This is a genomic window from Amycolatopsis saalfeldensis (assembly GCF_900110575.1).
Classification (GTDB): Bacteria; Actinomycetota; Actinomycetes; order Mycobacteriales; family Pseudonocardiaceae; genus Amycolatopsis; species Amycolatopsis saalfeldensis.
Window position 1 is genome coordinate 119418 of sequence record NZ_FOEF01000001.1, and the last position, 16350, is coordinate 135767.

Sequence of the window (16350 nt, forward strand, 5' to 3'; positions counted from 1 at the left end):
TCGCTCCGGTGGTCCTGCGGGTGGGCGGCGCTCAGGCGCCTAGCTCGTTGTCGATCAGGGCGAAAAGCTCGTCCGTGGTCGCGGCCTCCAGCGCCGCGCCGGCGGTCCCGCCGGCGATCGTCTGGTGCAGCGTGGTGACCATCGCCTGCAGCCGCGCGACGATCCGGGACCGGTCGATCTCCGCCGCGTCCAGCCCGGCCGCGACGGACTCGAGCCGGTCCAGCTCGACCTCCAGCGGAACCTCCGCGACGCCCTCGCACAGCTGCGTCCACAGGTGCTCGGCCAGCGCGTGGGAGTTCACGTGGTCGAACGCGACGGTGGCCGGCAGCTTCAGCCCGGTGCTGGCGCCGAGCCGGTTGCGCAGGTCGACGGCCGTCACCGAGTCGAAGCCCAGTTCCTTGAACGCCCGGGCCGGCTCGACCGCCGAACCGGCGTCGTACCCGGCGACCACGGCGACCTGGCCACGCACCAGCTCCAGCAGCGTCCGCTGCTGCTCGGCCGGGGTGAGCGAAGCCAGCTGCCCCTTGAGGTCTCCGGTCGGCTCGGGCGAAGACTCGCCGGTGTCATCGGCCGCTTCGGGCAGCCCGCGCAGCAGCGGCCGCGGCCGGGCGAGCTGGTAAACCGGCGCGAACGCGGTCCAGTCGATGTCCGCGACCACCAGCTGGCTCTCGTCGTGATCGAGCGCCTGGCCCAAGACCTCGACGGCGAGCCGCGGGTCCATCTCGGCCAATCCCATGCGGCGCAACAGATCGCTCGCCTCGGTGTCGACCATGCCCCCGCCGCCCCAGGAGCCCCAGGCGATCGAAGTCGCGGTCTTCCCGGTCGCGCGACGACGGCGGGCGAGCCCGTCGAGGTAAGCGTTGCCCGCGGCGTACGCGGGCTGGCCCGAGGTGCCCCAGACGGCGGCTCCCGAGGACATCAGCACAAACGCGTCCAGCTCGGTCTCGCCGAGCAGCTCGTCGAGCAGCGCGGCGCCGGTGACCTTGGCGCGGGTGGCGGCGGCGAACTCCGCCGGCGTGACATCGGCCAGCAGCGGCTCGGCGGTCAGCACCCCGGCGGCGTGCACGACGGCGGACGGCGGGTGCTCGGCCAGCAGGGCTTCGAGCGCCGTGCGGTCCGAAACATCGCAAGCCGCGACGGTGACCCGCGTGCCCGAAAGCTCCTCGAGCAGCTCCCGTGCGCCGGGCGCGTCGAGCCCGCGGCGGCTGGTCAGCACGAGGTGCTCGGCACCGCGGCCGGCGAGCCAGCGGGCGACGTGCGCGCCGACCGCGCCGGTGCCCCCGGTGACGAGCACTGTGCCCCGCGGCTGCCACGGCTCGGCCGCACCGCCGGCCCCGGCGAGCGCCGTCCCATCCCGCCGGGCACCGGCTCCGGCCTGCGCCGCCCCATCCAGCCGGGCGCCAGCTCCGGCCTGCGCCGCCCCATCCCGCCGGGCACCGGCACCGGCGAGCGGCGCGCGCACCATGCGCTTGCCGAATACCCCGGAGGGCCGGATCGCCACCTGGTCCTCACTGTCCACTCCGGACACCACCGCGGCCAGCCGGGGCGCGTCCGCCGCACCGGTCACGTCGGCCAGACCGCCCCAGGTGCCCGGGCGGTCGAGCCCGGCGACCGTGCCGAGACCCCACACCGCCGCGGCGGCCGGGTCGGCGTCGGAGAACGCGTCCACCGCGACGGCGCCGCGGGTGACGACCCAGGCCGGCGCGTCGACGGCGGCGTCCTGCAGGGCCTGCAGCAGCGTGATGGTCGCGGCGACCGGAGTGGTCAGCGCCGGGCCTTCCGGGTGCTCACGGGTGTCGAGCGCCAGCAGCGAAAGCACGCCGTCGAATGGGCGGAGCGCAGTTGCCCCCGTGATCACCTCGGTCAATGTGGCGCGCTCGGCAGGCGCGATGACCCGCACGATGTCGCCCTGCTCCGTGAGCGCGTCGGCCAGCTCGGCCGCCTCGGGCACCCCGGCCGGGAGGACCACGAGCCAGGCGCCCTTGAGCCCACCGGCGACCCCCGGCAGCGGGGCCCACGAAACGCGGTAGCGCCAGGAGTCCACCGTGGACAGTTCGGTCCGGCGGCCGTGCCAGGCGGCCAGCGCCGGGACGACCTCGGCGAGCGGTGCCGCCTCGACGCCGAGCCGGGCCGCCAGCGCGTCGACATCGCCGCCGGTGACGTCCTGCCAGAACTCCTGATCGGCCACCGGCGCGGCGGTAGGCGGCTCGGCCGCGGACTCGTCCTCGTGCCAGAAACGCTTGTGCTGGAACGGATAGGTCGGCAGGTCGGCCAGCCGGCCACCGGGCGCCAGCGAGGTCCAGCCGGCCGCGCCGCCGCGGACCGCGTACTCGGCCATCGACGTCGCGAACCGGACCAGGCCGCCCTCGTCGCGGCGCAGGGTGCCGGAGACGGCGCCGGCGTGCCCGGTCTCGTCCAGCGTCTCCTGGATGCTCATCGCCAGTACCGGATGCGGGCTGACCTCGATGAACCGCGTGTAGCCGGCCGCGGCGAGCTTCGCGACGACCGGGGCGAAGCTGACCGTCGTGCGCAGGTTGGTGAACCAGTACTCCGCGTCCAGAGTGGACTCCCCGACCGGCTCCTCGTTCACGGTCGAGGTCATCGCGACGGAGCCGAGACGGGGCTCGATCGGGCCGAGGTCGGCCAGCAGCCGGTCGGACAGGTGCTCGACGTGCGCGGAGTGCGAGGCGTAGTCCACCGGCACCCGCTTGGCACGGAAGCCTTCCGCGACCAGCTCGTCGCGCAGCTGATCGAGTGCGTCGCCGTCGCCGGACAGCACGGCCGAGGTCGCGCCGTTGTCGGCGGCCAGTGAAATCCGGCCGTCCCAGGCGTCGAGACGGGCGCGCAGGTCGGTCGCGGACAGCCCGGCGGCGAGCATCCCGCCGCCCCGGCCGCCCAGCACTTCACCGATCGCCTTGCTGCGCAACGCGACCACCCGGGCACCGTCCTCAAGCGACAGTGCACCTGCGACACTCGCGGCGGCGATCTCGCCCTGCGAGTGGCCGATCACCATGTCCGGCTCCACGCCGTGCGCGCGCCACAGCGCGGCCAGCGAGACCATCACCGCCCACAGCATCGGCTGCACGACGTCCACCCGGTCGGCGGGCGGCGTGCCCGGCTCCCCGCGCAGGACGGCCAGAACTGACCAGTCCACGAACTTCCGCAGCGCCGCGTCGCACTCGGCCAGCCGTTCGGCGAACGCGGGCGACTGCCCGAGCAGCTCGATCGCCATGCCGGTCCACTGCGAACCCTGGCCGGGGAACACGAACACGGTCTTGCCCCGCACGTCGGCGGTGCCGGTGACCACGTCGGGCCGCGAACCGCCGGCGGCCAGCGCGCGTAAGGCTTCGGCCGCCTGCGCGCTGTCTTCGGCGAGCACCACGGCGCGGTGGTCGAAGGACGCGCGCCCGGCGGCCAGCGTATAGGCGACGTCAGTCAGATCGCCGTCCACGCCCGCGGCCAGCCGTCCGGCCGCCTCGGCCAGCGCGGCCGGGGTCTTCGCCGAGAGCACCAGCGGATACACGGCAGCCGGCGAAGGCTCGATTTCCGCGGCTTCCGGCGCTTGTTCCAGGATCACGTGGGAGTTGGTGCCGCTGACCCCGAACGACGACACCGCACCACGGCGAGGGCGGCCGGTCTCCGGCCACTCGCGCGGCTCGGTCAGCAGCTCGACCGCGCCCGCGGTCCAGTCGACGTGCTTCGACGGCGTGCCGACGTGCAGCGTGCGCGGCAGCCGGCCGTGCCGGATCGCCTGCACCATCTTGATCACCCCGGCCACGCCGGCGGCGGCCTGCGGGTGCCCCATGTTCGACTTGATCGAACCGAGCAGCAGCGGTTCGCCCGCGGTGCGCTGCCCGTAGGTCTCCATCACCGACTGGGCCTCGATCGGGTCACCGAGCGCGGTGCCGGTGCCGTGCGCCTCGACGGCGTCCACATCGGACACTGTCAGCCCCGCGTCGGCGAGCGCCGCCTCGATCACGCGGACCTGGGAGGGCCCGTTGGGGGCGGAGAAGCCGTTGCTGGCGCCGTCCTGGTTCACCGCGGAACCGCGCAGCAGTGCGAGGATCCGGTGACCGTTGCGGCGCGCGTCGGAAAGCCGTTCGAGCACGAGGACGCCGACGCCCTCGGCCCACGACGTGCCGTCCGCGTCGTCGGAGAACGAGCGGCTGCGGCCGTCGGCGGCGAGACCGCGGCGGCTGCAGAAGTCGACGAACATCTCCGGCGTGCCCATCACGGCGACGCCGCTCGCCAGCGCCAGCGTGCAGTCGCCGCGGCGCAGGGCCTGCGCCGCCAGGTGCAGCGCGACCAGCGAGGACGAGCACGCGGTGTCCACCGACACCGACGGGCCTTCCAGGCCGAGGGTGTAGGAGACCTGGCCGGAGACGAGGCTGCCGTCCGGGCTGCCGCCGCTGTAGTCGTGGTACATCACGCCGGCGTAAACCCCGGTGGGGCTGCCCTTGAGCGCGGGCGGGTCCAGCCCGGCGCGCTCGAACGCCTCCCACGAGGCCTCCAGCAGGATCCGCTGCTGCGGGTCGGCCCGGCGCGCGTCGCGGGGGCTGATGCCGAAGAACTCGGCGTCAAAGTCCGGGGCGTCGTAAAGGAATCCGCCGTGGCGCGTGTAGGTCTTGCCGGGGCGCTCGGGCGTCGGGTCGTACACGCCCTCGATGTCCCAGCCACGGTCGGCAGGGAACTCCCCGATCACGTCACGGCCCTCGTCGACCAGGTCCCACAGCTCGTCCGGGGTGCGGACGCCCCCGGGGTACCGGCAGCTCATCCCGATGATCGCGATGGGCTCGGTGTCCTTGGCCTCCAGCTCGTGCACCCGCCGGCGGGCCTGCTTCAGATCGGCCGTCGCGCGCTTGAGGTAGTCACGGAGCCTGTCCTCGTTCCCCATGGTCTGCCCGTTCATGAGATGCCCAATTCGTCGTCCAGCACGGCAAAAAGCTCGTCATCGGTGGCGGCGCCGAGGTCTGCGGCGGAGTGGTCGTCTTCGGCGGCGCGGCCGGTGTGCGCCTCGGCCCACTTGCGGGCCAGCGCGTCGAGCCGGGCGGTGACCTTCGCGGCCGACCCGTTGAGCGAGCCGGCGGCGCCGCCGAGCCGGGCTTCGAGCCGGTCGATCTCGGCCAGCAGCGGGTCCGCCGCGCCACCGGCCGCGCCGAGCAGCTCGTGCAGCCGCCGCGCCAGCCGGGACGGCGTCGGATGGTCGAAGACGATCGTCGCGGTCAGCTTCAGCCCGGTCAGCGCACCGAGCTGGTTGCGCAGCTCCACCGAGGTGAGCGAGTCGAAGCCCATCTCCTGGAACGCGCGCTCCGGCTCGACGGACGCCGCCGAGGCGAACCCGAGCACGGCCACGACCTGTTCCGCGACCACGCCGAGCAGGAAAGCCTCACGCTCGGCCTCCGGCAGCGTCCCCAGCCGGGTGGTGACCGAACCGCCCGCGCGCGCCGGCGTCCGTCGCGGCGATGCGGGACGGACGAGGCTTCGCAACGTCGGCGGCAACGCGTCCGTGCGAGCGCGCAGAGCCGCGAAGTCCAGCCTCACCGGCGCGAGCACCGGCTCTCCGGAAACGAGGCAGGCGTCGAGCAGGGCCAGCGCGTCGGCCGTCGCCAACGGCGGGGTGCCGAGGCGGCGCAGGCGGCGGAAGTCGGCCTCTTCGAGCTCCCCGGCCATGCCGCCGTCCTCGGCCCAGGCGCCCCAGGCCAGCGACGTGGCCGGCAGACCGTGGGCGTGCCGGTGGCGGGCCAGCTCGTCGAGGAACGCGTTCGCGGCGGCGTACCCGGACTGCCCGGCCGCCAGCACCGTGCTCGCCGCGGAGGAGAACAGCACGAAGGCGTCCAGATCGCGGGTCAGCTCGTGCAGGTGCCAGGCACCGTCGACCTTCGGGGCGAAGACGCGATCCAGCTCGTCGGTGGTGAGCGTCTCGACGCGCCCCGCGGCCGGGACGCCCGCGGCGTGCAGGACCGCGGTCAGCGGCGCCTCGGCGGGAACGCCGTCCAGCAGCTTCGCGACGGACGCGGCGTCGGTGACGTCGCAGCTCGCGATGGTGACCTCGGCCCCCAGCGCCGTCAGCTCGTCACGCAGCTCGGCGGCTCCCGGCGCGTCGGCCCCGCGGCGGCTGGTGAGCAGCAGGCGGCGAACGCCGTGCCGGGCTGCCAGGTGCTTCGCGACGACCGCGCCGAGTCCGCCGGTACCGCCGGTGATCAGGACCGTGCCGTCCGGGTTCCAGCCCAATGCACCCGGCGCTGCGGCCGTGGCGGTCAAGCGGGGCACCAGCACCTTGCCGTCGCGCACGGCCGTCTCGGGCTCCCCGGTGGCCAGCGCGGCTTCCGCCCCGCTGCCGTCGACCAGGACGAACCGGCCGGGATTCTCGGCCTCGGCCGCGCGGACCAGGCCCCACACCGGGGCGATCGCCGGGTCGACGTCCTCACCGTCCACCGACACCGCGCCGTGCGTGACGACCGCCAGCCGTGTGTCGCCTTCTTCCGCGAGCAGGTCCTGGATCGCGGCCAGGACCTGCCCGGCCGCCTTCCGCGCGGTAACAGGGACTTGACCGTCCTGAGTGGACACTTCAAGAACCTTGGTGGCGGCGGGGTTCCCGGTGTCGGACGCGGGCTCCCACCGCACGTGGAACAGCGAACTCGGCGCCAGTTTGTCCAGCGAGATCGGGCGGGCTGCCAGCGACTCGACGGACAGCACCGGGCTCCCGGTGGCGTCGGCGATCTGCAGCGTGATGGCGTCGTCCCCGATCGGCGACACGCGCACCCGCAACGCCGAAGCGCCCGCCGAGTGCAGCGTCGTGCCGCTGAAGGCGAACGGCAGCATCGGCCGGGCCTCGCCGTCGCCGGTCGCCGGGCCGAGCAACTGCGCGTGCATCGCGGCGTCCAGCAACGCCGGGTGCAGGCCGTAGTCGCGGGCCTCGGTACCGTCCGGCAGGGCGACTTCGGCGTACACGTCGTCGCCGTGCCGCCACATCGCGCGCAGGCCCCGGAAGGCCGCGCCGTAGTCGTATCCCAGCTCGGCGAGCTGCGCGTACGGGTCGGTCAGCTCTTCCTCGACGGCACCGGCGGGCGGCCATTCGGCGAGGTCGAACGACGGCGTTCCGGCCTCGGCGCTCAGGAACCCGGCGGCGTGCCGCGTCCAGGCGTCTTCGCCGTCCGGTCGCGAATGGACGGTGACGCGGCGGCGGCCGCTGTCCTCGGCCGCGTCCACCGTCACCTGCAGTGCCGCGCCCGCGCCCTCGGCGAGGGTCAGCGGGGCCTCGAGGGTCAGTTCTTCGATGCCGGCGCAGCCGGCCTCGTCGGCCGCGCGCTGGGCCAGCTCGACGAACGCCGTGCCGGGCACCAGGATCGTGCCGAGCACCACGTGGTCGGCCACCCACGGCACGGTCGCCGCGGACAGCCGCCCGGTGAGCACCACCGCGCCGGTGTCGGGGACCCGGACGACGGCGCTGAGCATCGGGTGCCCGGCGGGCGCCTGGCCGTGGTCGGCGGCGTCGCCGGTCGCGCTCGTGACGGGCAGCCAGTAGCGGGTGCGGCGGAAGGCGTAGGTCGGCACCTCGACGCGGCGGGCACCGGCGTAGAAAGCGTTCCAGTCCACGGGAATCCCGCGGGCGTGCAGGGTCGCGAGCGCGGTGACCACGGTGCGGGCCTCGTCCCGGTCGGCGCGCTGGGCCGGGACGAAGGCGAACGCTTCGTCGTCCAGCGCGGTCCGGCCGGCGGCGGTGAGCACCGCGGCGGGACCGATTTCGAGGAACGTGGTGACCCCCTCGCCGGCGAGCGCGCGCAGGCCGTCGTCGAACCGGACGGCGGAGCGGACCTGCTCCACCCAGTAGCCCGGCGTGCTCAGGTCGGCGCCGGCACCGGCCGTGGAGACGACCGGGATCTCGGGCTTCGCGTACGTCAGGGTTTCCGCGACCGCGCGGAACTCCGCCAGCATCGGCTCCATCAACGGCGAATGGAACGCGTGCGAGACCTTCAGCTTCGACGACTTGCGGCCCTCGAACCGCGCCACCACAGCGGCAACCGCGTCCGCCGAGCCGGACACCACCACGGAATCCGGGCCGTTGATCGCCGCGATGCTCACCTCGCCGGTCAGCAGCGGCAAGACCTCGGCCTCCGTGGCCTGCAGCGCCACCATCGAGCCACCGGCAGGCAACGCCTGCATCAGCCTGGCCCGCGCCGCCACCAGTGTGCACGCGTCCGCCAGCGACAGCACACCGGCGCCGTGCGCGGCTGCCAGCTCACCGATCGAATGGCCGAGCAGGAAGTCCGGCTTGAGTCCCCACGACTCCAGCAGCCGGAACAACGCCACCTCGACCGCGAACAGTGCGGGCTGGGTGAAACCGGTCTGCCGCAAGGCTTCTTCGTCTTCGATTATCGTCCTCAGTGGACGACCCAGGTGCTGGTCCAGCGCGGCGCAGACCGCGTCCAGCGCCTCGGCGAAGACGGGGTACTTCGCGGCGAGCGCCGTTCCCATCCCGGCGCGCTGGGCGCCCTGGCCGGTGAAGAGGAACGCGGTCCGGCCGGTGCCACGCCGGTCGCGCACCAGGCCGGGCGCGCCCTCATCGGCCGCGAGCGCGGCCAGCCCGGCGAGCAGTTCCTCGCGGTCGGCACCGACGACCACCGCGCGGTGGTCCAGCGCCGAACGCGTGGTGGCGAGCGAGAAACCGATGTCCGCCAACGATTCTGCGGGGTGCGCGGCGAGCCTTCGTGCCTGCGCGGCGAGCGCGTCGGCCGCGTCCGCCGACAGCGGCCAGGCCACCACGGGCAGCTCGACTGGCACGGTGACCACTTGCTCGGCTTGGTCGACGGTGCCCTGCTCAATAATGACGTGGGCGTTGGTCCCGCCGAGCCCGAACGAAGACACCGCGCCACGGCGGGGACGGCCCGCGTCCGGCCAGTCCCGCGCCTCGGTCAGCAGCTCGACGGCGCCGGCCGACCAGTCGACGTGCGGCGACGGCGCGTCCACGTGCAGTGTCTTCGGCAGCACGCCGTGCCGGATCGCCTGCACCACCTTGATCACGCCGCCGACCCCCGCGGCCGCCTGCGTGTGGCCGATGTTCGACTTGAGCGAGCCGAGCCGCAGCGGCTCGCCCGCCGCCCGGTCACGGCCGTAGGTGGCGATCAGGGCCTGGGCCTCGATGGGGTCGCCGAGCTTCGTACCGGTGCCGTGGCCCTCGACCAGGTCGACGTCCGCGGCGCTCAGGCCCGCGGACTCCAGCGCCCGGCGGATCACCCGCTGCTGGGCGGGTCCATTGGGGACGGTCAGCCCGCTGGACGCGCCGTCGGAGTTCACCGCGCTGCCACGGACCACCGCGAGCACCTCGTGGCCCAGGCGCCGGGCGTCGGAAAGGCGCTCGACCACCAGCACGCCGACGCCCTCGCCCCAGCCCGTGCCGTCGGCGCCGGCGGCGAACGCCTTGCACCGGCCGTCGTCGGAGAGGCCGCGTTGTTCGCTGAAGTAGACGAAGGTCTCGGGCGTCGCCATCACCGTCACGCCGCCGACCAGCGCCAGCGAGCAGTCGCCGCGGCGCAGCGCCTGCGCGGCCCAGTGCAGCGCGACGAGCGAAGACGAGCACGCGGTGTCCACCGACACCGCGGGGCCTTCAAGCCCCAGCGCGTACGCCACGCGGCCCGAGACGAAGCTGCCGGCGGCGGCGTGGCCGAGGTAGTCGTGGTACATCACGCCGGCGAACACCCCGGTGTCGCTGCCGCGCAAGGTCTCGGGCACGATGCCGGCGCGCTCCAGCGCGGTCCAGGACGTCTGCAGCAGCAACCGCTGCTGGGCGTCCATCGCGAGCGCCTCGCGCGGCGAGATGCCGAAGAACTCCGGGTCGAACTCCGCGGCGTCGTGGAGGAAACCGGCCTCGCGGGTGTTCGTGGTGCCGGGCCGCTCCAGCGACGGGTCGTACAGCGCGTCGAGCGGCCAGCCGCGGTCCCGCGGGAAGCCGCCGATCGCGTCGGTGCCTGTGGCGACCAGCTCCCACAGGTCCTCGGGCGAGGCGACCCCGCCGGGGTACCGGCAGTCCATGCCGACGATCGCGATCGGCTCGGCCTCGCGACTGCGCGCCTCCTGCAGGGCCAGTTTGGCGTCGCGCAGGTCCGCGGTCGCGCGCTTGAGGTAGTCGAGGAGCTTGCGCTCGCTTTCGGCGCTCACGCCATTACCCCCATTCCGGCGGATCGCCGGGAAATGGCGGCACGGAAAGAACCGCCGGAGCAGAAATCGATACTCACGTAATCGACCACCTAACCGCGAAAAGACGCATTCGGCCTCGTGAATGGCTACCGCGCCACGCCGAAAACGCTACCGAGGTCCTTTTGGCCGCCCCACCCCTAACGGCCCCACAATCAGCGGGTCAGCCGGGCCGCGACCGCGCGTGGGGCCGGTGCCGCGGCGATCTCGTCCCGCAGCGCGTCCGCCCCGGCACGCAGTGTTCCGCCGGCGACCAGATCACGGATCTGCCCGGTCGAGGGTGCCGCGTCGACCAGCCCGGCGCCGGCCGCTTCGACCCGCCGGGCGAGCGCCGACGCGGTGAGCGAAAGCTGCGGGAGCCCGTGCGCCGCCGCGGCCAGCGCCAGCTCCGCGTCACCGTCGTGGAGCACGGCGGCGCAGGTGGGCAGCAGCGCGGCCGGCGGCGCGGAGTCGACCAGGCGGACGTTCGCGGGCACGGTCGTCCCGGCCGGGAAGTCCGCCGTGCTCGCCGCGCAGACCACCTCGGCGTCCACCTCCGCGACGGCGTCGAAGACCGGGCCGAACCACGTCGCGTCCGACAGGGTCAGCAGCACCCGGCTGCGCCTTGCCTTGCGGCGCAACCAGGTCGGCACCTCGACCGGCCCGAAGTACGGCACGTGCCGCATCGGCGACACCCCGTCGCCGCTGTCACGCAGCGAAGCGGGAACAGCGTCGAAGGTCAGGTCGGCGTCACTCTCGCCCGGCTCGTCCAGCGCGCCGAGCAGGCGCACGGCGACGGCCTCGACGGCGCGGGCAGCGGCCGTCCCGGCAGGCGCCTGTCCATCGGAGACCACCACCCGGGGCCGCCACAGCTTCGCGAATTCGGTGAGCGCGGCCGACTCGGTGAGCGCGGCGCCGTCCCCGCTCTCGAGGTCCACCGCGACGGTGGCGGTGCGAAGGATCTCCTCGACGAACGACGGCCGTCCGGCGATCTTCACGTCGTGGCCGGCGGTGCGCAATGCCCACGTGAGGGGCACCAGGTTGCGCAGGCGGGCGGGCGACGACGGAGCGGCCAGCAGTACTCGCATGGAATTCACTCCAGAAAAGGGAACCGGGCCGCACCCGGTGCGGATAGTCGAATTCGAGACTATCCACGCCGGAGCGGCCCGCGTACCCCTACAAAACTACTGCCCGGGCAGGGTCACTGCCTCGATCGGACTGCGCCGCATCGCCAGCCGCGCGGAAAGCGCGGTGACCGGCCAGACGATCAGGAATACCGCGAGCACCACGCCGAGGAATACCCAGACCGGTCCGGACGGGATGATCTCGCCGGTCGAAATCGCCATCGGCAGCACGGTGAACAGCGAGATGACGATCCCCAGCACCAGTCCGGTCACCGCGACGATGCCGCCCTCGATGAACAGCATCCGCCGCACCTGCCCGCGGTCCGCGCCCGCCAGCCGCTGCGCGCCGAACTCCCGGCGACGGGCCAGCACGGCCACCGCCAGCGTGTTCACCGCCGCGATCGCCGCGTAGGCGATGGCGAGCACGGCCAGCAGGTAGTTGATCATCGCCTCGACGTCGGCGCTGGCCTGGAAGTTCTGCGTCAGCGCCTCGTCGCCGCCGACGCTCACGCCCGGCCAGACCTTGGCCTGGTCGCTCAGCTTCGACACCAGGTCGCTCGCGTCCGTGCCGCCGGCGGCCTTGACGAGCACCTGCGCGGGCAGGCCGCTGGTGGTGTGCGCGGTGAGCAGGTCGGCCGGCAGCACCATGCTCGCGTAGCTCGACGGGCTGTCGAGCAGCGCGACCACGCCCACCTGGGCCTGCGCCCCGTCGCCGAGCCGCATGGTGATCTTGTCGCCCAGCTTGATGCCGAGGTCGTCGGCGACGCTCGCGGGCAGCGCGACGCTGTCGCCGGTGAGGTTCTTCAGCGAGCCCTCGGTCACCGGGGTGGAGAGCACCGAGCCGCCCTGGTCCTCGGCGGCGACGCCGAGCAGGCGCAACGGGTCGCTGCCGTTGCCGTCGTAAGGCTGCTCGATCCAGCCGGAGCTGGTGACCAGCGGCGAAGCCGTGCCGACGCCGGGCGTGCTGCGGATCTGCGCGAACTCCTCCGGCGAGACGCCCCCGTTGCCGGTGCTGACCACCGCGTCGGCCTGCAGCTGGTCGGCATACGCCGCCACCTGGGCCTTCTGCGCCGTGGTCTCCGAATACACGTTGCCGAGGGCGACCGCGCTGGCGAGCGTGATCGGCGTGAGCGCCGCGGCGAACGCCACCGCGCGGGCCCGCGAGTTGATCACGGCCAGCGTGGCGTCCCGGCCCGCGACCCGGCGGATGAGCGGGCCGAACCGGTCGGCGACGTACGCCATGATCTCCGGGCCGAACAGCGCCACGGCGATGGCCCCGGTCAGCACCGCGGGTCCGCCGATCGCCGACGCCGTGTCGGCGGGCATGAACACCGTCGTGGCGGCCAGCAGCACCGTCGCCGCCCCGAACACCAGCGCGCCCATGCGGCGCAACGGGTTCACCTTCGCGCTCGGGATCGCGGCCTCGGCCAGTGCCTGGATCGGCCGCGCCCGCGCCGCCGACAGCGCCGCGAACCAGGCCGCGCCGTAGGTGATGGCGAGCGTGGCCACGATGCCGGCGGCGAACGCGATGATGTCCTGCCGGAACGCCAGCTCCGGCGGCACGATGCCGATCGACTCGCTGGTCGAGAAGATCTGGTTGCCGATCAGGCTGCCGAGGAACGCGCCGCACACCGCGGCGATCGCGCCGACCGCCATGGTCTCGGCGAGCACCATGCGGTGGACCTGTTTCGGGGTCGCGCCGGTCGCGCGCAGCAGCGCGAGTTCCTGCTGTCGCTGCCGCACGGTCAGGCTGATCGTCGCGGAGACGACCAGCGCCATGACCACCAGCACCATGCCGCCGAACACCGCGGCGAGCAGGATCAGCGGCAGCTGGCTGGCGTCGACGCCGAGGAACTCGGCCGCGCCGCGGTCGTCACCGGTCAGCACGCTGACGCCGGGGACCTGGTCCGCGATGCGCCCGGCCAGCTCACCGGCGTCCACCCCGTCGGCCGGGAAGACGCCGACCAGGCCGACCTGGCCCTGGTGCGGGGAGAACCGCTGGACGTCGCCGTTCGAGAAGAAGAACGCGGGCGACTGCACGGTCAACGCCGGCTCGGCGATCCCGGACACGGTGAAACCCTGCTTCTGCCCGTCCACCGCGAGTTCGACGGTGGCACCGGCCTTGATCCCGGCCGCGGCCGCGGTGGCCGAGTCGAGCACGACCTGGCCCGGCGCCTGCGGCTGCCCGCCCTCGCGCAGGGTGTAGCCGCCGAGCGCGGCGGAGTCCCAGCCGTGTCCGGAAAGGACGGACGAACCGCTGGTCTGCGGCGCGCCGTCCGGCAGCAGCACCGCGGCGAACGAGACGTCCGGCACCGCGCGCTGCACACCCTGGACGCCGGCGATCTTCGCCACCTGGGCCTCGGGCAGCCCGGCGCGCTCGGCGTACGGGACCACCTGGGACTCTTCGTCCGGCAGCTTGAAGCCGGCGGAGCCGCCGACCACGATCGGCGCGGAAGCCAGCCGCTGCGGCTGGGCCTGCAGCACGATCGCTGTCTCGAACAGCCCGGCGCACGCGATCAGCAGCCCGCAGCCGATCAGGATGGCGACGAACGACGCCAGCGACGCGGCCGCGCGGAACTTCAGGCTCGACAGCGCCAGGTTGAGGACCACCCGCCGCGAGCTCACCGTTGCCCCCGGGCCTGCTTGGCCTGGGCACCGAGCTGCGCCAGGGTGGCCGCGACCGCCTCGACGCCCGGCGCGGCCATCTGCGTGACGATCCGGCCGTCCACCAGGAACAGCACGTTGTCCGCGTACGAGGCGGCGACCGGGTCGTGCGTGACCATGACGATGGTCTGGCCCGCGCTCACCAGCTCGCGCATCAGCGTGAGCACCTCGAGCGCAGTGTTCGTGTCGAGCGCGCCGGTCGGCTCGTCGGCGAACACCACCGCCGGGCGGGCGGCGAGCGCGCGGGCGATCGCCACGCGCTGCTGCTGCCCGCCGGACAGCTCGCCCGGACGGTGCTTCACCCGCTGCGACAGCCCGACCCGCGCGATCACCTGGTCCACCCACGCCTGGTCCGGCTCGCGGCCGGCCAGCAGCGTCGGCAGGGTGACGTTCTGCTCCACGTTCAGCGCGGGCATCAGGTTGAACGACTGGAAGATGAACGCGACGTGGTCGCGGCGCAGCAGCGTCAGCTTGGTCTCGCTCTTGCCCTTCAAGTCGGTCCCCACCAGGGTCACGCGGCCCGAGGTCGGCTTGTCGAGCCCCGCCGCGCAGTGCAGCAGCGTGCTCTTGCCGGAACCGGACGGGCCCATCACCGCGGTGAAAGTCCCGGCCGGGAAGGAAACCGAGACTCCGGCGAGCGCTTCGACCGCGCTGTCGCCGGAGCCGTAGGTCTTGTGCACCGCGTCCAGCTGGACCGGCGACTCGACTGAGGTCATCGTGGGCACGTCGTTCACTCCGTTCCGCCCCGGGCGCCGCGGCGAGCCGGGTCGAGATACCACCACAGGGCGAGGGCGACCCCGCCGATACCGATCGTCCACAGCCAGAACGGCGACTTGAACGACATGCTGATCAGGCTCATCAGGAGCCAGATGACGAACTGCACGCCGCTGACCACGGCCCAGACGACCGTGATGATCCGGCGGGCGGTACCACCCGCCGAGCGGGTTTCTTCGGTGCTCTCCGGCATGAGGCCCCCCATATCGGCGTCGGCGGAGTGACGGGATTAATTGTGTAAGGCTTGCACAGTTTAGCGCAGCCGGGCCGATCAGGGAAGCCACCCCCAGGTCCGGGGATCCGAGTGTGGCCCTTCAGGGGTCTCCGCAGGCCGGTTTCGGGAAAGCTCAGGCGGAGTCGCCGGCGGTCGCGCGCAGGCGGCGGTCCCAGTCCCGCAGGCCCCAGATGCCCGCGACCAGCACCCCACCGCCGAGCAGCACCCAGATCAGCCACAGCGGGTCCCACTGGCCGCCGATCGCGCCGATGAACAGCCAGATCAGCACGTTCACGCCGCCGACCAGCGCCCACAGCCGGGCCGCAATCCCCGGCGCCGCTTCCAGCAACGCCGGCGCGGCCTCGCCGGACCCGCCCTCGACCGCCAGCCGCAACGCCATCCGGGTGGTGGCCAGCCGGACGCGGGCCAGCCGGCGGGCCGCCTCCTGGCCGTCGTACAACCCGGTCGAGCGGGCGTATTCGATCTCGGTCGCCGCCAGCTTCCGATCCAGTTCGGTCACCCGACCCAGCCCGAACCGGTTGGTCTCGCTCACGTCCGCTCGCCCCCAGCTCCGATTAGTGTAAGACTTACACAGTTTACTGAAGGAGACTGCGGAGCGATAGATGCCGACTCAAAACGATCCCCGGGACCTGCCGCCGGGGCTGCGGCCCGCGTGGTCCGACGCGCCGCGCCCCCGGCGCGGGCCCAAGCCGTCGCACACCGTCGCGGCGATCGTGGCCGCGGCCGTCGAGCTGGCCGACGAAGAAGGACTGGCCGCCGCCTCGCTGCCGAACATCGCCGCCTCGCTCGGGCTGACCACCAACGCGCTGTACCGCTACGTCGGGTCGAAGGACGAACTGGTGGTCCTGCTGGCCGACGCCGGCTTCGGGCCGCCGCCGGCGGACCTGGGCGCGGCCGGTGACTGGCGGGCAACCGTCCGGGCCTGGACCCACGCCGCGCTGGAGCGCTACCGCAGCCGGCCGTGGCTGCTGGACGTGCCGTTCCGCGGCGGCGCGGTGACCCCGCATCGGCTCCGCTGGACGGAACTGCTGCTCACCGCACTGGACGGCGCCGGACTGTCCGATGTGGACGCACTCGGCTGCGCCCGGCTGGTGACCGACTTCGCCCGCACCGCCGCCGAACGGCAGCGCGCCCTCGACGACCCGCACTCGGCCGACGCCCCCGAACAGGCCGAGGAGCTGCGCGCGTTCCTGCAGCCCCTGCTCGCGGACCGCGGCTACCCGCGGCTGGCCGCACTGGCGGCGGCCGGCCGCTACCCCGCGGCCACCACAGTGGAGTTCGGGCTGGACCGCGTGCTCGACGGCATCGCCGGGCTGCTCACCGGTTCCCGCCGCTGACCCGGCCGTCGCAGGCCCGGGTGGCATCCGGCGCACCGAACGCCAC

The 16350-nt window shown here is 73.6% G+C and carries 8 protein-coding genes; 1 reads left to right on the plus strand and 7 read right to left on the minus strand.

Features of this window, described 5'->3' with window-relative positions:
- Nucleotides 1–31: 31 nt before the first annotated feature.
- From BMY97_RS00535 to BMY97_RS00565, 7 genes are all read right to left on the minus strand, one after another.
- Nucleotides 32–4921 carry a type I polyketide synthase gene (locus BMY97_RS00535; RefSeq protein WP_425425222.1) on the minus strand — a complete coding sequence of 1630 codons (4890 nt, stop codon included), beginning with the start codon at nt 4919–4921 and terminating at the stop codon, nt 32–34.
- Entirely contained in the window at nt 4906–10155 is a 5250-nt protein-coding gene (locus BMY97_RS00540) for a type I polyketide synthase (protein ID WP_091610879.1), read from the minus strand. Before BMY97_RS00540 ends, BMY97_RS00535 begins: the two co-directional genes overlap by 16 nt.
- 191 nt (nt 10156–10346) lie before the next feature.
- Nucleotides 10347–11258: a nucleotide disphospho-sugar-binding domain-containing protein gene (locus BMY97_RS00545; RefSeq protein WP_177231116.1), complete on the minus strand. Its 912-nt coding sequence runs from the start codon at nt 11256–11258 to the stop codon at nt 10347–10349.
- A gap of 96 nt (nt 11259–11354) precedes the next feature.
- On the minus strand, nt 11355–13919 hold the full coding sequence (locus tag BMY97_RS00550) for an ABC transporter permease (protein WP_091610885.1): 2565 nt from the start codon (nt 13917–13919) through the stop codon (nt 11355–11357).
- Nucleotides 13916–14674, minus strand: a complete 759-nt coding sequence (locus BMY97_RS00555) for an ABC transporter ATP-binding protein (protein WP_091612726.1) — start codon at nt 14672–14674, stop codon at nt 13916–13918. The genes BMY97_RS00550 and BMY97_RS00555 overlap by 4 nt, the downstream gene beginning before the upstream one ends.
- Before the next feature lie 14 nt (nt 14675–14688).
- Nucleotides 14689–14925: a hypothetical protein gene (locus BMY97_RS00560; protein WP_091610887.1), complete on the minus strand. Its 237-nt coding sequence runs from the start codon at nt 14923–14925 to the stop codon at nt 14689–14691.
- Nucleotides 14926–15079: 154 nt separating this feature from the next.
- Entirely contained in the window at nt 15080–15499 is a 420-nt protein-coding gene (locus BMY97_RS00565; RefSeq protein WP_091610890.1) for a hypothetical protein, read from the minus strand.
- Nucleotides 15500–15569: 70 nt separating this feature from the next.
- On the opposite strand from BMY97_RS00565, the gene BMY97_RS00570 reads away from it, so the two are divergent.
- Nucleotides 15570–16304 carry a TetR/AcrR family transcriptional regulator gene (locus tag BMY97_RS00570; protein ID WP_091610892.1) on the plus strand — a complete coding sequence of 245 codons (735 nt, stop codon included), beginning with the start codon at nt 15570–15572 and terminating at the stop codon, nt 16302–16304.
- Nucleotides 16305–16350: the final 46 nt, after the last annotated feature.